Source organism: Stenotrophomonas maltophilia, assembly GCF_003970865.1.
GTDB classification, from domain to species: Bacteria; Pseudomonadota; Gammaproteobacteria; order Xanthomonadales; family Xanthomonadaceae; genus Stenotrophomonas; species Stenotrophomonas maltophilia_AR.
This window is the reverse complement of record NZ_RXLZ01000003.1, coordinates 24,090-42,420: the sequence shown is the minus strand read 5'-3', so window position 1 is coordinate 42,420 and position 18,331 is coordinate 24,090. Positions and strand designations below refer to the sequence as shown.

Annotated in this window: 14 protein-coding genes and 1 riboswitch; of the genes, 7 read left to right on the top strand and 7 right to left on the bottom strand. The window is 67.2% G+C overall.

All coding sequences use genetic code 11. The features are described 5' to 3' along the window. Positions 1-29: 29 nt before the first annotated feature. Together EKL94_RS01500 and EKL94_RS01495 are read right to left on the bottom strand one after the other, a co-directional pair. Positions 30-719 carry a response regulator transcription factor gene (locus tag EKL94_RS01500; protein WP_126927701.1) on the bottom strand — a complete coding sequence of 230 codons (690 nt, stop codon included), beginning with the start codon at positions 717-719 and terminating at the stop codon, positions 30-32. A 2-nt stretch (positions 720-721) separates the two neighbouring features. After that, positions 722-1,852: a type 1 glutamine amidotransferase domain-containing protein gene (locus tag EKL94_RS01495; protein WP_126927700.1), complete on the bottom strand. Its 1,131-nt coding sequence runs from the start codon at positions 1,850-1,852 to the stop codon at positions 722-724. A gap of 105 nt (positions 1,853-1,957) precedes the next feature. Between EKL94_RS01495 and EKL94_RS01490 the strand changes: the two genes are divergently transcribed. Then, a complete protein-coding gene (locus tag EKL94_RS01490) occupies positions 1,958-2,515 on the top strand; it encodes a DUF3228 family protein (protein WP_024957288.1) in 558 nt (185 codons plus the stop codon). A gap of 91 nt (positions 2,516-2,606) precedes the next feature. Continuing rightward, the gene (locus EKL94_RS01485; RefSeq protein WP_126927699.1) at positions 2,607-3,239 is read left to right on the top strand and encodes an energy transducer TonB; all 633 of its coding nucleotides are present in this window, start codon (positions 2,607-2,609) and stop codon (positions 3,237-3,239) included. A 22-nt stretch (positions 3,240-3,261) separates the two neighbouring features. Here the strand turns inward: EKL94_RS01485 and ybaK are convergent, their stop codons facing one another. Together ybaK and ahcY are read right to left on the bottom strand one after the other, a co-directional pair. After that, entirely contained in the window at positions 3,262-3,735 is a 474-nt protein-coding gene (gene ybaK / locus EKL94_RS01480) for a Cys-tRNA(Pro) deacylase (protein WP_126927698.1), read from the bottom strand. Positions 3,736-3,951: 216 nt separating this feature from the next. Then, positions 3,952-5,397, bottom strand: a complete 1,446-nt coding sequence (gene ahcY / locus EKL94_RS01475) for an adenosylhomocysteinase (RefSeq protein WP_126927697.1) — start codon at positions 5,395-5,397, stop codon at positions 3,952-3,954. A gap of 36 nt (positions 5,398-5,433) precedes the next feature. Then, positions 5,434-5,517: riboswitch (S-adenosyl-L-homocysteine riboswitch) on the bottom strand. Positions 5,518-5,637: 120 nt separating this feature from the next. Between ahcY and EKL94_RS01470 the strand changes: the two genes are divergently transcribed. Both EKL94_RS01470 and ppc read left to right on the top strand, forming a co-directional pair. After that, on the top strand, positions 5,638-8,154 hold the full coding sequence (locus tag EKL94_RS01470) for a S9 family peptidase (protein WP_126927696.1): 2,517 nt from the start codon (positions 5,638-5,640) through the stop codon (positions 8,152-8,154). A 172-nt stretch (positions 8,155-8,326) separates the two neighbouring features. Next, complete coding sequence (gene ppc / locus EKL94_RS01465) at positions 8,327-11,038, top strand: phosphoenolpyruvate carboxylase (RefSeq protein ID WP_126927760.1); 2,712 nt, start codon at positions 8,327-8,329, stop codon at positions 11,036-11,038. Between the two features lie 126 nt (positions 11,039-11,164). Here ppc and EKL94_RS01460 read toward each other — a convergent pair whose 3' ends face one another. The 3 genes from EKL94_RS01460 to metK form a co-directional block, all read right to left on the bottom strand. Further along, the gene (locus EKL94_RS01460; RefSeq protein WP_126927695.1) at positions 11,165-11,671 is read right to left on the bottom strand and encodes an acyl-CoA thioesterase; all 507 of its coding nucleotides are present in this window, start codon (positions 11,669-11,671) and stop codon (positions 11,165-11,167) included. A 60-nt stretch (positions 11,672-11,731) separates the two neighbouring features. Then, positions 11,732-12,928 carry a DUF1444 domain-containing protein gene (locus EKL94_RS01455; protein WP_126927694.1) on the bottom strand — a complete coding sequence of 399 codons (1,197 nt, stop codon included), beginning with the start codon at positions 12,926-12,928 and terminating at the stop codon, positions 11,732-11,734. A gap of 130 nt (positions 12,929-13,058) precedes the next feature. Then, entirely contained in the window at positions 13,059-14,270 is a 1,212-nt protein-coding gene (metK, locus tag EKL94_RS01450) for a methionine adenosyltransferase (protein WP_126927693.1), read from the bottom strand. Between the two features lie 336 nt (positions 14,271-14,606). Between metK and EKL94_RS01445 the strand changes: the two genes are divergently transcribed. From EKL94_RS01445 to EKL94_RS01435, 3 genes are all read left to right on the top strand, one after another. Beyond that, positions 14,607-16,322, top strand: a complete 1,716-nt coding sequence (locus EKL94_RS01445) for a bifunctional ornithine lipid synthase OlsF (RefSeq protein ID WP_126927692.1) — start codon at positions 14,607-14,609, stop codon at positions 16,320-16,322. Beyond that, positions 16,319-17,119 carry a UDP-2,3-diacylglucosamine diphosphatase gene (locus tag EKL94_RS01440; RefSeq protein ID WP_126927691.1) on the top strand — a complete coding sequence of 267 codons (801 nt, stop codon included), beginning with the start codon at positions 16,319-16,321 and terminating at the stop codon, positions 17,117-17,119. Before EKL94_RS01445 ends, EKL94_RS01440 begins: the two co-directional genes overlap by 4 nt. A gap of 119 nt (positions 17,120-17,238) precedes the next feature. Beyond that, positions 17,239-18,285: a metal-dependent hydrolase gene (locus tag EKL94_RS01435; protein WP_126927690.1), complete on the top strand. Its 1,047-nt coding sequence runs from the start codon at positions 17,239-17,241 to the stop codon at positions 18,283-18,285. Positions 18,286-18,331: the final 46 nt, after the last annotated feature.

Below are 18,331 nucleotides of genomic sequence, written 5' to 3'. Positions count from 1 at the left end.
ACGGCGCAGGTGCTGGGTGGGCCGCGGTTTCATGGCGAAGCTTCCAGACGGAAGCCGACACCGTGGACGGTGCGCAGCATCTCGCCTTCGAACGGCCTGTCCAGTACCTGCCGCAACAGGTACAGATGCGAGCGCAGCGGATCGGAAGGAGGTGCTTCATCCCCCCACAGGCGTTGAACGAGCTCGCTGCGGGTGACGGTTCGCGGCCAGGCCTCGGCCAGTACGAGCAGGATGCGCTGCGGAACCTGTGCCAGCTCCAGCAGCAATCCCGCGCGCCAGGCCTGGCCGCTGCGGCGGTCGATGCTCAACGGTCCAATCTGCAGGAGGTTCGGTTGACCCACGCGATGGCGGCGGGCGAGGGCGAGACAGCGGGCGAGCAGCTCGGCATCGTCGAAGGGCTTGACCAGATAGTCATCTGCGCCCACAGCGAAGCCCCGCAGCTTGTCGTCGATCGCATCGTGTGCGGTCAGCATCAGGATGGGGACGTGCCGATCACTGCACTCGCGCAACCGACGGCAGACCGTCGTACCATCGGTGCCCGGCAACCCGATATCGAGCAGCAGCACATCCGGCGGTGACGCCAGCGCCAACTGCAGCCCGACGTGTCCGTCAGCGGCGAAATCAACCAGATGGCCATGCGCCTGCAGCATGTCGATGATGGCCGAGGCCAACGGCAGGTTGTCTTCAATCAACAGCAGGCGCAGGCGCTCGGCGTCCATGGTCAGGGCTGCATGCGGGCCAGGAGAGCGTTAGCTTCGTCCAGACCGGGCTGCTTTTCCAGCACAGCCAGTACCTGCGAACGGGCCAGATCGGTCCGGCCCAGGCGCCAGTGCGCTTCTGCCATCGCGACCTGCAGCCTCGGCTCGTCCATATGCGGGCTGGCCAACTGCATGATGGACAGCGCGTCGGCGGTCGCAGTGGCGTTCTTTGCTGCTTTCAGCTGGTAGAAACCCAGCATGCCGATCAGCTCGACGTGATGGTCGGACGGGCGCTGCGCCAGTATCTGCGCCGCCTGCCCATCGCGCTGCTGCAGGTGCTGCTCCACCAGCGCCATGCTCCGCTCATCGCGCCATGCCTGGCGTGCCAGTGGCACACGCCCGCTGGCGCGCACGAAGGCGTCAGCCAGTGCGGCGGTCGAGAACGGGTTCTGACCGGTCAGCAGGCGTCCATCGACTACGACCTTGGGCATCATCAGCGGTGCCTCCTGCCAGCGTGCGCCCAGCTCGCGCATGCGCGGTTCAAGCTGGAACGCGAACTCCTTCGCCCAACGTTTGCCGAACAGTGCTTCTTCCTCTTCCGTGAATCCGGTCATGGCGCGGCCTTCCACCATGGCCCGGCCATTGGGAAGGCGAACACCCGCCAGTGCGGCCGGACCATGGCATACCGCCGCGACCAGTCCACCCTGCTGCCAGATTCCGGCAATCGTGGCATGCAGGGCCTTGTCGGCCGGAAGGTCGAACATGGCACCCTTGCCGCCGATCACCAGGACGCCCTGGTAGTCGCCCGCGCGCAGTTGTGCAGTGGGCAGCGTCGCGGCAAGCTTGCCCATGGCCTGGGAATCGGCAAGGACGGCTGCGTTGAAGGCCTCAGTGGGGTTGTACTTGTCAGCCTCGACGGCGCCGCCACGCGGACTTGCCACGTCGATGTCGAAGCCGTTCTGCTTGAGGATGAGCCAGGCCTGGGCGAATTCGTCCATCTCGAAGCCCGGGCGGGTCTTCCCTTGGTCCCGGCCTTCGCTGCTGACAACGAGCAGCACCCGCGATGGTGCGGCAAACGCGGAAGATGGGGCCATGGCAGGGAGGAGAAGGACGGCCAGCAGGCCGGACAGCAGGGGGGAGCGGAAGCGGTTCATGCAGGACTCTCCGGGAGATGTGCGCGCACTGTGGCCGGCAAATGTGAAGCAGACTTCAAGCGCATCGACCGTTACCCTGAGGGCCTGTTCCCGTTCGTGCATGCCATGTCCATCGTCCTCACCGATTTCGCCCGTCCCCGCCTGTTCCCGCGTGTGCCGCGCGGCAACACCATCCAGGACTGCACTGCCGAGCAGTTCGAGGCACACCTCAATGCGCACGCGCCGCTGAAGGTGCTCGACGGCTACGCCCCGTTCTGCAAGTTGTTCGTCTACGAGAACTGGACCAGCACGCGCTGCCTGACGGTGCCGGTCACCGAGGCCAACCGTCACCAGCTGCGTAGCGGCTACGAGGCGCGCAACCGCGAGGAACTGCCGGTGCTGGTGCGCTGGTTCGAGGGCGTGGAATCACCGCGTGCGAACTACCTGGTGGTGATCCTGTACAGCGCCGGGCAGCTGGCGAAAGAAGGTTCACCGATCGAGGCCGACTGGGGCATCGTCGGCTGCATCTACACTGCCGAACCGGAAGAGGTGCCGATGGCGCCGATCACCATGATGCGCAATGCGCTGGGCGTGGAGGAAGGCGGTTCCGGTGTGCCGCTGGACCGGGAGGCCTACCGGCGCTCGGTGGAGTTCTGGGAGAACAACGCCAACTGGCGACCGTGAGCCCACGCTGTGGCCGGACAGTCGGCATGTGAACAGGGCGGATTGCAGCGGGGCGCTACCATGGCGGTGAATCAACGCAGGGAGCACAGGGATGAATGTTCGCAGCTGGATGCCGTTTGCATGGGTCGCCGCAGGCCTGCTGGCCGCAAGTGAAAGCCCGGCAGCGAAGTACGATGCAGGCGCCGCCTGTGGGGCCCTGTCCGATGTGACGCAGATCCGCGACGTGGGCGTGGGTTCACTGCAGGCGCAGGCAACGTCGGGGCGCTGCACGTTCCATGTGGAAGCGGATGACGCAGCAGCGCTTTCGCGTCAGCAGTCGTTGCTCCAGAGCGTGTCGGCGATCGCCTGTGGTGCGCCAGCCACCACCCGGCCTTCGCAAGGGGCTGCGGGCTTCGACCTGCAGATGCCTGCACGTTGCCCACTCTCTTCCAGCACGCCGTTGATTGCCCGGGAAGGAGGCTGGCACCAGCGGCGACTTTCGTCGGTTCCGACGTATCCTGCGGCCGCCATGCGCGAGGCCCAGCAGGGAGGTGTCGAGCTGATGCTGCTGCTGGATGCACAGGGCAAGACCCAGGCGATCATCCTGGCCCGATCCAGTGGGTACCCGCTGCTCGATGCGGCGGCGCTCAAGCACGCGCGTGACTGGCGCTATGAGCGTGAAGCGGCAGGCAAGGCGCCAGGCATGAGCCTGATACGCGGCACGGTCACGTTCAAGCTCAACTAAGGCGTCTGCAGGGCGGAGCGCATCAGCGTGACTTGCCGATGGCAGCGTAGTGGCCGGTTGTCAGGCGCAGCAGGTCGGCCGGCGCCAGTTCCACTTCCAGGCCGCGGCGACCGGCGCTGACATGCAGCGCTGGCAATGCCTGCGCGCTGGCGTCCAGGAAGGTGCGCAGGCGCTTCTTCTGTCCGAGCGGGCTGATGCCGCCGACCAGGTAACCGGTCGCGCGCTGTGCGGCATCCGCAGCGGCCATCTCGCACTTCTTGCAGCCGGCGGCTTCGGCCAGTGCCTTCAGGTCCAGCTGGCCGGCCACCGGCACGATCGCCACCAGCAGTTCGTGGGTCTCGGTGCTGGCCAGCAGGGTCTTGAACACCTGGGCCGGATCGAGGCCGAGCTTGTCCACGGCTTCGCCGCCATACGATTCGGCGTGGGCGTCGTGCACGTAGCTGCGCACGGTGTGGGCGATCTTCTCGCGCTTGAGCAGGTTGATGGCCGGGGTCATGGGGGCATCGTAGCGTGAGGCGGGGGTGTTGCCTTGACCGAGGCTATTGTTCCCGCTCCGGTGGGGAACATCCACGCATGGCGTGGATCTACTGAGGGTTGTCTGTGGGTGCGGGGTGTACGGCCACACGCAAATGCAGAACGGGCGCCCGAAGGCGCCCGTTCCGTGTGTTGCATGCACCGGTGGTGCCGGCCGCTGGCCGGCACTCCGCAGGTATCAGTAGCGGTAGTGATCCGGCTTGAACGGGCCTTCCACCGGCACGCCGATGTAGTCGGCCTGTTCCTGGCTCAGGGTGGTCAGCTTCACGCCGATCTTTTCCAGGTGCAGGCGCGCCACTTCCTCGTCCAGCTTCTTCGGCAGCAGGTACACCTTGTTCTCGTAGCTGTCCTTGTTCGCCCACAGGTCGATCTGTGCCAGGGTCTGGTTGGCGAAGCTGTTGGACATCACGAAGCTCGGGTGGCCGGTGGCGCAGCCCAGGTTCACCAGGCGGCCTTCGGCCAGCAGGAAGATCGCGTTGCCGTTCGGGAAGATGTACTTGTCCACCTGCGGCTTGATGTTGACGTGCTTGACGCCGGCGAACGACACCAGCGCGTCGACCTGGATCTCGTTGTCGAAGTGGCCGATGTTGCAGACGATGGCCTGGTCCTTCATCGCGCTCAGGTGCTCGATGCGGATGATGTCTTTGTTGCCGGTGGTGGTGACGTACAGGTCGGCACGGCCCAGGGTCGATTCGATGGTGTTGACTTCATAGCCTTCCATCGCCGCCTGCAGGGCGCAGATCGGGTCGATCTCGGTGACGATCACGCGCGCGCCGTAGGCGCGCAGCGACGCGGCGCAGCCCTTGCCGACGTCGCCGTAGCCGCAGACCACGGCCACCTTGCCGGCCAGCATCACGTCCATCGCGCGCTTCAGGCCATCGGCCAGCGACTCGCGGCAGCCGTACAGGTTGTCGAACTTGCTCTTGGTGACCGAGTCGTTGACGTTGATCGCCGGGATCAGCAGGGTGCCGGCCTGGGCCAGCTGGTACAGGCGGTGCACGCCGGTGGTGGTCTCTTCGGAGACGCCCTTCCAGTCCTTGACCACGCGGCCCCAGTAACCCGGACGCTCCTTGGCAACGCGCTTGAGCAGGTTCTTGATGACCTGTTCTTCGTGCGAGGCGGCCTTTTCGTCAACCCAGGTGCTGCCGTTTTCCAGCTCGTAGCCCTTGTGGATCAGCAGGGTCACGTCACCGCCATCGTCCACCACCAGCTCCGGGCCGGTCAGGGTGCCGTCGGCCAGGGTGAAGGTCAGCGCGTCCAGGGTGCAGTCCCAGTACTCTTCCAGGGTCTCGCCCTTCCAGGCGAACACCGGGGTGCCGGTGGCGGCAATGGCGGCAGCGGCGTGGTCCTGGGTCGAGAAGATGTTGCACGAGGCCCAGCGCACGTCAGCGCCGATGTCCTTCAGGGTCTCGATCAGCACCGCGGTCTGGATGGTCATGTGCAGCGAGCCGGTCACGCGCACGCCCTTCAGCGGCAGCTCGGCCTGGTACTTGCGGCGGATCGACATCAGGCCCGGCATTTCGTGCTCGGCGATGTCCAGTTCCTTGCGGCCCCAGTCGGCCAGCGTGATATCGCGGATCTTGTAATCACCTTCGGTGGAGAAGGTCTTGGCAACAGCGTTCATTGGTGTGCTCCGGTTGTGGACGAGCGGGTGCTCGCATCTAGCCGGGCGCCGTTGTTACAAAGCCACCTCACCGAGCCTGGCCGGGCCTCATGGGATCCGGTCGCAGCGCCCCTCGGCAGGGGAGAACCCCCATTATATCGCGGCCCCGGCGTGACATCGGGATGACCCAACCATCGGCAGGTGGGATCGCGTGCACGGCCTGTTAAGGTCGGTGTTTTCACGCATCACACAGGTGGAACGATGAGCATGCACGCGCGCCGCACACGGCGCTGGACCGGCCTGGTCCTGTCGATGGGACTGCTGGCAGTGGCCCCGCTGGCCTGGGCGGCAGCGCCGCAGCCCGCGGCCGCACAGGCCCAGGGCGTCAACGGCTACGAACTGCCGTCGGCCGCGCTGCAGGCGGTGGTGGACGCGCCCCGTGCGCCCTCGTTGTACCTGTCGCCGCGCCGCGACGTGGCCGCGATGATGCAGATGCCGTCGCTGCCGTCGATCCAGGTGGTGGCGCAGCCGGAACTGAAGCTGGCCGGCCTGCGCATCAACCCGCGCACGTTCTCCGACAGCCGCTTCAGCTTCGGCGAGAAGCTGTGGCTGATGAACGTAGCCGACGGCAAGGAGCGGCAGATCAGTGGCCTGCCGGCCAAGCTGTCGATCGCCAGTGTGATGTGGTCGCCGGACCAGAAGTGGCTGGCCTTCAACCAGGTCGACGCCGCCAGCGGTGCCAACGAACTGTGGCTGGTGGACGTGGCCGGTGGCAGTGCCCGTCGCCTGGTTGCCGGCCTGAACACGGTGATCGGTAGCGGCTATCAGTGGCTGCCGGACAGCCGCGGCCTGGTGGTGTTCACCCGCCCGGCCAACCTCGGTGCGGCCCCGGCCGCCGACGGCATTCCGACCGGCCCGGCCGTGCAGCAGACCAGCCAGGGCGGCGGCGTGGTGTCGATCCGTACCTACCAGGACCTGCTGAAGAACGAGGCCGACGCGCGCCAGTTCGATTACTACGCCACCACCCAGCCGATGGAAGTCAGCCTGGATGGCAGCACCCGCGCGATCGGCGCGGCCGGCATCTTCATGGGCTTTGCAGTGTCGCCGGATGGCCGCTTCGTGCTGCGCCAGCCGGTGCAGCGCCCGTATTCCTACGTGGTGCCGGTGGACAGCTTCCCGCGCCGCATTGAAGTGATCGACCGTGCCAGCGGCAAGCTGGTGCACACCGTGGCGGTGCGCCCGCTGGTGGAAGGCCTGCCGACCGGCAACGACGCCGAAGTGACCGGCGTGCGCGACATCCGCTGGCGCGGTGATGCCGACGCCACCCTGGTCTGGGCCGAAGCGCAGGACGGCGGCGACCCGAACAGGGAGGCCAAGGTGCGCGATGCGGTGCTGATGCAGGCCGCGCCGTTCGACAAGCCGCCGGTGACGCTGGCCCAGCTTGGCAGCCGCCTGGCCGGCATCAGCTGGGGCCGCGGTGACCTGGCCCTGCTGACCGAATCGTGGTGGAAGACCCGCAAGACCAGGACCTGGCTGATCGCCCCGGACAATGCCGGTACCGAGCCGCGCCTGCTGTGGGACCGCGATGCGCAGGACCGCTATTCCGATCCGGGCCGTCCGCAGCTGTCCAGCGACGATCGTGGCCGCTCGCTGCTGCAGACCAGTGCTGATGGCAGCAGCCTGTACCTGGTTGGTGCGGGTGCTTCGCCGGAAGGTGACCGTCCGTTCGTGGACCGCTTCGACATCGCCAGCGGCAAGGCCACCCGCCTGTTCCACTCGCAGGCGCCGAGCTATGCGCTGCCGGTGGCGTTGCTGGACGACCAGGCCAGCTCGCTGCTGCTGAGCCGCGAGAGCCCGGACGAGCCGGCCAACTTCTACGTGCAGTCGCTGGCCGATGCGGCCACCCAGCCGCGCGCATTGACCCACTTCGCCCATCCGCTGCCGCAGCTGAAGGGCGTGCAGAAGGAGCAGATCCGCTACAAGCGCAAGGATGGCGTCGACCTGACCGCGACCCTGCTGCTGCCGCCGGGCTACGACCCGAAGCGCGACGGCCCGCGGCCGTTGCTGATGTGGGCCTACCCGGGCGAGTTCAAGAGTGCGGCTGCGGCCAGCCAGGTGACCGATTCGCCGTACCGCTTCAATGCGGTCAGCTACTGGGGCCCGCAGGCGTTCCTGGCCAAGGGCTATGTGGTGCTGGCCAGCCCGTCGATGCCGATCATCGGCGAGGGTGACAAGGAGCCGAACGACACCTACATCGAACAGCTGGTGGCCAACGCGCAGGCAGCGGTGGATGAAGTGGTGCGTCGTGGCGTGACCGATCGCGATCACATCGCCATTGGTGGCCATTCCTACGGTGCGTTCATGACCGCCAACCTGCTGGCGCACACGCGCCTGTTCAAGGCCGGCATCGCCCGCAGCGGCGCCTATAACCGCACGCTCACCCCGTTCGGCTTCCAGGCCGAAGAGCGCAACTACTGGCAGGCGCAGGACGTCTACCAGAAGATGGCGCCGTTCAACTACGCTGACAAGATCAAGGATCCGATCCTCTTCATCCACGGCGTGGACGACAACAACTCCGGCACGTTCCCGATGCAGAGCGAGCGCATGTTCGCGGCGGTGAAGGGCCTGGGTGGCACCGCACGGCTGGTGATGCTGCCGAACGAATCGCATGCCTATCGCGCACGCGAATCGATCATGACCATGCTGGCTGAGAGCGAGCGCTGGCTGGAGCAGACCATCGGCCCGGCTGAGCAGGGCAAGGCGAAGAAGAAGCGCTGACCGGACCCGGTAGTGCCGGCCGCTGGCCGGCAACCTCATGGAGCCATGCAACCTGAGGTTGCCGGCCAGCGGCCGGCACTACCAGATGAAACCATTTTTGCATCGCAGCACGACGCCCGATCTGGGATAGGCTTGGGGCCTGGATCCGTTGACCGAGGCCTGTGCGTCGCCGATGAACGAGTACCGCAGCAGCATCGAGTTTGCTTCTCCCGATCTTCCGCTTCGCGATGACGTGCGCCGACTTGGCGCGCTGGTCGGCGACCTGCTGGTTGAGCAGGTCTCCGCCGCCTTCCTCGACGATGTCGAAGACGTGCGCACCCGCGCCATCGCCCGCCGCGAGAACCAGGCGCCGCTGTCGGAGCTGGCTGATGGCCTGGCCGGGCGTACGCCACAACAGGCCGAGACCATGGTGCGGGCCTTCAGTACCTACTTCCAGGTGGTCAACATCGCCGAGCGCGTGCATCGCATCCGCCGCCGCCGTGACTACCAGCGCGCCGGTACTGCAGGTGCACAGCCCGATGGCCTGCAGGATGCGCTGCAGCACTTGAAGGCGCAGGGCGTGGGCCTGGACGAGTTGGGGCAGTGGCTCCCGCGCATCGACATCGAACCGGTGTTCACCGCGCACCCGACCGAAGCGGTACGCCGCGCGCTGCTGGAAAAAGAGCAGCTGATGGTGGCCAGCCTGGTCGACAACCTCGACGGCCAGCGCACGCCTGGGGAGGCCGCTGCCGATGCTGCGCGCTTCCGCATGGCGCTGACTGCCTCGTGGCAGACCACCGATTCCTCGCCAGTGCGGCCTACCGTGGATGACGAACGCGAGCATGTCGGCTTCTATCTGGTGCAGGTGCTGTACCGGGTGATTCCGGTGCTGTACGAATCGCTGCAGCAGGCGCTGCGCGATACCTACGGCGAAGAACTGCCGCTGCCGCGCCTGCTGCGTTTTGGCACCTGGGTGGGCGGCGACATGGACGGCAACCCGAACGTGGATGCCAGCACCATCCGCAACACGCTGGATGCGCAGCGGCAGGCGGTGCTCGGGCGCTACCAGAAGGAACTGCTGCAGCTGGCCAGCCTGCTCAGCCAGTCCACCGAGCGGGTGGGCGTGAGCGATGCGCTGCAGGCGCGCGTGGTGCAGTACCAGCAGCTGCTGCCGCAGGTGCAGTCGCGTCCGCGCCACGCCGACATGCCGTACCGCCTGCTCAACGACCGCATGCGCGCACGCCTGCAGGCGACGCTGGACGATGGCGAGGGCGCCTACGCCGGCCCCGCCGAACTGATCGACGACCTGCAGCTGATCCTCGACAGCCTGCGCGCCAATCGCGGCGAACATGCCGGCGGCTTTGCCGTGCAGCGCCTGCTGTGGCGGGTGAAGACGTTCGGCTTCCATCTGGCGCGGTTGGATGTGCGCCAGGAATCGAGCGTGCATGCGCGTGCGCTGGCGACGGTGCTGGGCGGCGACGCGGCGTGGGAGGGGCTGGATGCCTTGGGCCGCGCGCACCTGCTGGCACCGCATGCCAGTGGTGAGGCACCGTTGCCGAAGGGCGACGACGAGGGCAACCAGCGGCTGGATGCGGTGTTCGCCGCGCTGGCCGATGCGCGTGCGCGGCATGGCGGCGATGCACTGGGCAGCTACATCATCTCGATGGCGCACGATCGCAGCGATGTGCTGGCGGTGCTGGCGCTGGCGCGCCGTGGCGGCCTGGTGGAAGAGGGCGGTGCAGTGCCGCTGGACATCGCCCCTCTGTTCGAGACCGTGGATGATCTCAAACGCGGCACCGCGACCCTGCGTGACCTGCTGGCCGACCCGATCTATCGCGCGCACCTGCAGGCACGCGACGACGTGCAGATGGTGATGCTCGGCTATTCGGACAGCAGCAAGGATGGTGGCATTGCTGCTTCGCGTTGGGGCCTTCAGCGAGCACAGGTGGAACTGCTGGAGGTGGCGGCCGAAGCCGGCATCCGGCTGACCTTCTTCCATGGCCGTGGCGGTTCGATCAGCCGTGGCGGTGGCAAGACCACGCACGCGGTCGATGCGTCGCCGCGCGGCAGCATCGATGGCCGCCTGCGGGTGACCGAGCAGGGCGAGGTGATCCATCGCAAATACGGCATCCGCGCGCTGGCCCTGCGCTCGCTGGAGCAGGCCACGGGTGCGGTGCTGCGCGCCAGCCTGCGCCCGCGTGCCGCCGAGCCGCGCGAGGATGAGTGGCGACCGGTGATGGACGTGGTGTCATCGGCCAGCAGCGAGGTGTACCGCGCCTTCGTCGGCCAGTCTGGCTTCATGGACTACTTCCGCACGGCCACGCCGATAGACGTGATCGAGCGGATGACGCTGGGCTCGCGTCCGTCGCGCCGGCTCGGTCAGGACGCGGCATTGGGCAACCTGCGAGCGATTCCCTGGGTGTTCGCCTGGAGCCAGGCGCGTGCAGTCATTCCCGGGTGGTATGGCGTGGGCAGCGGCCTACAGGCGGCGGTCGATGCTGGTCACGAACAGACCCTGCGCGAGATGGCACGTGACTGGCCGTTCTTCCGCACCTTCCTGGATGACATCGCGATGGTGCTGTCCAAGGGCGACATCACCATCGCCGAGCAGTTCTCGCTGCTGTCGGGCGACCTGCACGACCGCTTCTTCCCGCAGGTGCAGCGCGAACTGGAACTCACCCGGCACTGGCTGCTGACGTTGATGGACCAGCAGACGCTGCTGGACCACGATGCGCGGCTGGCGCTGTCGATCCGCCTGCGCAATCCCTACGTTGATCCCATCAGCGTGCTGCAGGTGGACCTGCTGCAACGCTGGCGGGCCAGCGGACGCGAGGATGACGATCTGCTGCGCGCGCTGGTGGCGTGCGTGAACGGTGTTTCGCAGGGCGTGCAGAACACCGGGTGAAATGCATCCGCCGGGCGTGGCCCGGCGAATTCGAAATGGTAGTGCCGGCCGCTGGCCGGCAACCTCATGATGTTCGGCAGCACGCGCGAGGTTGCCGGCCAGCGGCCGGCACTACCGGGTTCACGCTCATTCTTCCGGCGACGGCGGATTCGATGCCAGCAGTTCCAGATGGCGCTGCTCCATTTCCTGACGCAGCTGGCGGCGGATCAGCGCGGCCGCCTGGCGACGCTTCTCGTCCGATGTAACCGGCTGCAATGCCGGCACCGGCGTCGGCCGGCCTTCCTCGTCCACTGCCACCATCGTGAAGAAGCAGCTGTTGGCGTGGCGCACGCTGCGCTTGAGGATGTCCTCGGCCACCACCTTGATGCCGATCTCCATCGACGAGGTGCCGGTATGGTTCACCGAGGCCAGGAAGGTGACCAGCTCGCCCACCGCGATGGGCTGGCGGAACATCACCTGGTCCACCGACAGGGTGACCACGTAGCTGCCGGCGTAACGGCTGGCGCAGGCGTAGGCGACCTGGTCGAGCAGGCGCAGGACCGCGCCGCCGTGGACCTTGCCGGAAAAATTGGCCATCTCCGGCGACATCAGCACGGTCATGGACAGCTGGTGGGTTTTCAGTTCGGTCGACATGGGGCGATTGTATCGGGCGCGGGCCGGGCGTGCCCGGCCGCGGCCATGGCACGGGACGCGTCAGCCGGGCTGCACGCGCGTGCGCAGATCCGCGTCGGGGAAGCCGCGGGTCAGGTAGCGCGGCGGGTGGATGTGCCGGGTATCGGCTTCCAGCAGGTGGCCGAATTCGCGCATCGCCACGTGCCACTCGACCATCTGGGTATCGCTCTCTTCCACCACCAGCGCGATGAAGTCGGTCTGCGGCAGTGAGGTCTCCACGCCTTCGGACCAGCAGCCGATGGAGATATGGTTGCTGCCGTCGACGATGAAGTTGGCCACGAACACGTCGTGCGCGTGCAGCTCATGCACCTTGTCCAGCTGTTCCTTCTGGGTGGCGTACAGCCCCGCGTGCAGCTGCAGGCGCAGGGCACGCAGTGCCTGCTGCAGCGCTTCGCTAGCCGGGGTGAAGGGCTGCAGCTGGCCTTCCACGTAGTGATGCATGTCGCCGCTGATCACCCGGCCATCGTCCATGGCCTCGCTGGCCTGGGCAATCATCGCCTGCTGGGCCTCTTCATCACGTTCACCGGCCACCAGCAGCACGTCACGGGTGGGCAGCATGAACACCGGCGGGCCTGCCAACGGAAGACGGTGCAGCAGTTCGGGCAGCAGCACGCGGCTGCTGTCATAGGCATCGCTCCAGGCGGAGCGGAACAGCCCCGGGGCGATCTCGATGAAGGGCGCATCGTCCAGTGCACGCAGGTTGTCGCGCGCGATCGTCAATGCCTGGTCCAGGGTGATGCCCCATTCCCCGGGCAGGTCGCGGGTCTGGGTAGTGGTGTGCTGGTCGTAGTCCACGGCCAGCAGTTCCACGCATTCCCCGGTGAGCGGGCGGTACTGCAGGGACACCCGGGCGTCGAGGCCGTTTTCTTCCATCTCCTGCAGGATGATCTGATCGAGGAGGTTGCGGTTGCGGATCACCGGGCGCAGCCGGTCGCGGATCTCGGCAAAAGGCGGCTGCTCGTCGTCTGCCATGCCCAGGATGCTGGTGAAGCGTTCCAGCACGTCGCGCTGGCGGCTCCGCTCCACGTCCAGGTAGGCGTGGTAGGCGTTGTGCAGGTTGAAGAACGAGCTGCCGTTGTAGGCGATGCGGAACAGGCCCGCGTCGTATTCCAGCCGCTTGTCGATGCCCAGCCGGCGCGCGGTCTGGATGACCTTCGCGGCAAATGCCTCGGGCGTGGGCTTGTCCCTGAACCAGCGGTCCAGCAGTCGGGAAATCATGCACCATCTTCCTTGATAGAGGGCCGCGTGCTCACGTGGGGGATTGCTTTGCAAGGCGGTAAAAGAAAGCCGGCCAGCGGCCGGCTCTACCAGAAAAGAGAAGGGCCGCGTGAGCGGCCCTTCGTGTTTCTTACTTCAGCTTCGCATCGGCGCGCAGGGCGGCGGCGCGGTCGGTCTTCTCCCAGGAGAAGGCCGTGGCGTTGACGGTCTCGCCTTCGCCGTTGAGGTAACTGAACTCCTTCGGCTTGCGGCCGAAGTGGCCGTAGGCCGCGGTCTGCTGGTACATCGGGTGCACCAGGTCCAGCATCTTGATGATGCCGTACGGGCGCAGGTCGAAGTGCTTGCGGATCAGCTTCTCGATCTTGTCGTCGCTGATCTTGCCGGTGCCGAAGGTGGTGACCGAGATCGAGGTCGGCTCAGCCACGCCAATGGCGTAGGAGACCTGAACTTCGCAGCGGTCGGCCAGGCCGGCGGCGACCACGTTCTTGGCGACGTAGCGGGCCGCGTAGGCTGCCGAACGGTCGACCTTGGACGGGTCCTTGCCGGAGAAGGCGCCACCACCGTGACGGGCCCAGCCGCCGTAGGTGTCGACGATGATCTTGCGACCGGTCAGGCCGCAGTCGCCCACCGGGCCACCGATCTCGAACTTGCCGGTCGGATTGATGTGGAACTTGGTGCCCTTGTGCAGCCACTTGGCCGGCAGCACCGGCTTGATGATCTCTTCGCGGACGGTCTCGATGAGGTCCTTCTGCTTGATGCCCGGGGCGTGCTGGGTCGACAGGACCACGGCGTCGATGGCCGAGACCACGCCGTTTTCATAGCGCAGGGTGACCTGGCTCTTGGCGTCCGGGCGCAGCCACGACAGCGGCGAGTTCTTCTTCTTGCGGATCTTGGCCTGCTGCTCGACCAGGCGGTGCGACAGGTGGATCGCGGCCGGCATGTAGCTGTCGGTCTCGTTGGTGGCATAGCCGAACATCAGGCCTTGGTCGCCAGCGCCCATTTCTTCCGGCTTCTTGCGGTCCACGCCCTGGGCGATGTGCGGCGACTGCTTGCCGATCAGGTTCAGCACGCCGCAGGTGGCGCCGTCGAAGCCGACGTCGGAGCTGTCGTAGCCGATGTCCGTGATGACCTTGCGGGTCAGCGCTTCCAGGTCGATCCAGGCGCTGGTGGTGATCTCACCGGCGACGATGGCAACGCCGGTCTTGACCATGGTCTCGCAGGCCACGCGGGCGCGCTGGTCCTGGGTCAGGATCGCGTCCAGCACCGCATCGGAGATCTGGTCGGCAACCTTGTCCGGATGGCCTTCGGAGACCGACTCGGAGGTGAAGAGATAGCTGGACATCAGGCGTAATATCCCTTGATTCGGATGGAAAGATGGGCGCGAATGATACACGGGGTGCGCCGCCTGTGCATTGTGAACCTGTACCGGTTGCCGGTGGTTAAGCCCGCGTAGGCCCGGCAGGGGCCGTCCGGCCGGGATTGGGGGCCAGCCTCGAGGCCCAGTGTTCCACCAGCGTGACAACGCACCGGCCTGCGACCGGCCTCGACTGTGCGGGCGACCCCGCCCGCCCCAGGACTGGCCAGCCGTCATCGTTCTGCCCAAAAACCGCCATCTGGCTGCCGCCTGCCGGGCGCAGGCTGTCGGCCAATCCGGCCGCCGGGCATGAGTGGATCCGCCATGCAGGAACTTGAACAGCGTCTCCAGCAACGCTTCCCCGATTGGTTCCATGGCCGCCGGGGGCAATTGGCGCGGCCGTTGCTGCGCAGCGTCGGCCGCTGGTCGCGCTTGGACCAGATCGAAGCGTTCCTGCAGCGCAGTGCGGGATTGCGTGGATTCGGCTTCGTCGCCGCCGGCCTGGAGTTCATCGATGGCCAGTACCAGGTCGATCCGGCGGCGCTGGCGAAGATTCCCGCCACCGGTCGCCTGCTGATCGTCGCCAATCACCCTTCCGGAGCGCTGGACGCCCTCGCATTGCTGGACGCGGTCGGCCGCATCCGTCGTGACGTGCGTATCGTGGCCAACGATCTGCTGGGGGCCATCGCGCCACTGCAGGACCTGCTGCTGCCGATGCGCATCCTCGGTGGCAAGGCCCAGCGTGGCAGCCTGCATGCCGTCGAAGAGGCGCTGGCCGCCGAGCAGTGCGTGATCGTGTTCCCGGCCGGCGAGGTCTCGCGGCTGTCGCTGCGCGGCATCCGCGATGGCCGCTGGCAGCGCGGCTTCGTCCGCTTTGCCCGTGCCGCCGGCGCGCCGGTGCTGCCGGTGCGCGTGGAGGCGCGCAACTCGGCGCTGTTCTACGGCGCCTCGACCCTGTTCAAGCCGGCCGGCACCGCGCTGCTGGCGCGCGAGATGTTCACCCGTCGTGGCCGTCCGCTGCGGCTGAGCATCGGTGAGCCGATGCAGCTGGGCAAGGGCGGTGACCCGGGCGCACAGCTGCTGGCGGTACGCCGCGCGCTGTATGCGCTGGGCCGTAATGGCGCGGCCGGCAGTGCCGCTGTCTTCGCAGGCCCCGAGCCGCTGGCGGCCCCCGTGCCGCCTTCGCAGGTCGCCGCGGGGATTGCCGCAGCCACCCAGCTGGGCCAGACCGCCGATGGCAAGCAGATCCTGCTGGCCACCTGTACTGCCGATTCGCCGCTGCTGCTGGAGCTCGGCCGCCTGCGCGAGCTGACCTTCCGCCAGGTGGGCGAGGGCACCGGGCGCAGCCGCGACCTGGACGATTACGACCCGCAGTACGAGCACATCGTGATCTGGGACGCGGCCGCGCAGCGCATCGCCGGCGCGTACCGGATCATGCGCGGCGCCCATGCGCTGGCCCGGCACGGACTGTCAGGGCTCTACAGCGCGTCGCTGTTCCGCTATTCCGACGATGCCATCACCCACATCGCCGAAGGCCTGGAACTGGGCCGCAGCTTCGTGGTGCCCGACTACTGGGGCAGCCGCAGCCTGGACTACCTGTGGCAGGGCATCGGAGCCTACCTGCAGTGCCGGCCGGGCATCCGCTACCTGTTCGGCGCCGTGTCGATCAGCGCGGCGCTACCACGCGATGCGCGCGAGCAGCTGGTGGCGTACTACCAGCGCTATTACAGCGGTACCGCTGGCCTGGCCGAATCGAACCGGCCGTTCCAGTACTTCGCTGCACCGCCGAGTTTCGGCGAACTGGATGCAGGCGCCGCGTTCGACGTGCTGAAAGCCAACCTGGCCGCGCTCGGCACCGGCGTGCCGACGCTGTACCGCCAGTACACCGATCTGTGCGAACCCGGCGGTGCGCGTTTCCTGGCTTTCGGTGTCGATCCGGACTTCAGTGATTCGATCGACGGCCTGATCGAAGTGGACCTGTGCGCGATCCGGCCGAACAAGCGCAAACGCTACCTGCGCGACGCGGGGACGCCGGCATGAGCGCGCTGGCGAACCTGTCGCCGCACCGGCGCGCAGTGTTCGTCTCCGATGTGCACCTGGGTTCACGTCATTGCCATGCCACCGAGCTGGCACGGTTCCTCTCGCAGCTGCGCTGTGAACGGTTGTATCTGGTCGGCGACATCATCGACCTGTGGTGGATGGCGCATCGCCGCGCCAACTGGCGGCAGTCGCACAGCGAAGTCATCCAGGCCCTGCACGCGCTGCGCCGTGCCGGGACCGAGATCGTCTACATCCCCGGCAACCATGACGCATCGCTGCGCCACGTGTGCGGGCTGATGCTGCCAGCGATGCAGGTGCGCCGTCGCGCCATCCATGTGACCGCCGATGGCCGTCGCCTGCTGGTCGCGCACGGGGACGAGTACGACGGCGTGACCCACTTCGGCGGCCTGCAGGAAAAGTTCGGCGACTGGCTGTACTACCGCATCCTGACCGGCAACCAGGCGCTGAACGCGGTGCGGCGCCGGCTGGGCATGCGCTACTGGTCGCTGTCGGAGTTCCTGAAGAAGCGCAGCGGCGCCGCCGAACGCTACATCGAGCGTTTCGTGCAGGCTGGGCTGGATGACGTGCGCCGGCGCGGACTGGATGGCATCGTCTGTGGTCACATCCATCGCGCTGCGCTGATCGAACGCGATGGCCTGGTCTACGCCAATGATGGCGACTGGGTGGAGAGCCTGACCGCACTGGCCGAAGACCATGATGGCGCGCTGCGCCTGCTGGACCACAACGGCCAGACTCTGGTGGAACTGCCAGGGGCGCGGTTGTCGCAGGCGGCATAACGCGCGTCTGTCCTCCTGTAGAGCCGAGCCCATTCTCGGCTGACGTGGCGCCAAACGAAGAGCAGCCGAGCATGGGCTCGGCTCTACATACACCGCCCGCAAGCCGCTAGCATCGGCCCATGGATTCCCTGACCCAGATCGTGCTCGGCGGCGCCGTCGCTGCTGCCATCGCTCCGCCCGGCCACCGCCGCGCGGCCCTGCTGGCCGGTGCCGCGCTCGGCACCCTGCCGGACCTCGATGCCCTGTGGCTTGGCTTCACCGCCGCCGACCCGGTGGTGAACATGATCGAGCACCGCAGTTTCAGCCATTCGCTGCTGGTGCTGCCCTGGGTGGCGGCGCTGATCTGGTGGTTGTTCAAGCGCTTCGGCAATGGCCGCGTCGCGCAGTCACCGGTGCGCTGGTTCTGGGCGATCCAGCTGGCGCTGGTCACCCATCCCGTGCTGGATGCGTTCACCGTCTACGGCACCCAGTTGTGGTGGCCGCTGCGCCCACACCCGACCATGGGTTCCAGTGTCTTCATCATCGATCTTGGCTACACGGTGTGGCTGCTGCTGGGCTGCGTGCTGGCCTGGTTTGGCCGCGCCCGCCCCTGGGCTGGCAAGGTGCTGGGTGCGGCGTTGCTGGTCAGCAGTGCCTACCTGGGCTGGGGCCTGATCGCAAAGGCCCAGGTCGACCGTGCTGCCCAGCAGAGCCTGGCGGCGATGGGCCTGGGCGATGCGCCGCGCTTCTCGGTGCCGATGCCGTTCAACACCCTGCTGTGGCGCGTGGTGGCGATGACGCCGAACGGCTACGTGGTGGGCGACCGCTCGCTGGTGGCTGACCATGGGCCGATGCAGTTCGAAGGCCACGCGTCCAACGTGCAGGCATTGCGCGAAGCAGGGGGCATCCCGGCGGTGCAGCAGCTGACGTGGTTCAACCGTGGCTTCATGCGTGCGCAAGTGGTGGACGGGCGGCTGGTCCTGAGTGACCTGCGCATGGGGCTGGAGCCCGACTACACCTTCAACTTTGCCGTGGCCGAGCAGGTCGACGGGCAGTGGCGACCGATCACGCCCGAGCAGGTGCGGACGGATTACAGCAGTCCCGCCGCGCGTGCTGACGCCGGTCGCCGGCTGGCCGCGATGTGGCAGCGGATCTGGCATGCGCCCGTAGCCGGCGCCGTTGAGTAGATCCACGCCATGCGTGGATGGCGGGACATCGGCGCTGGCAGCCACG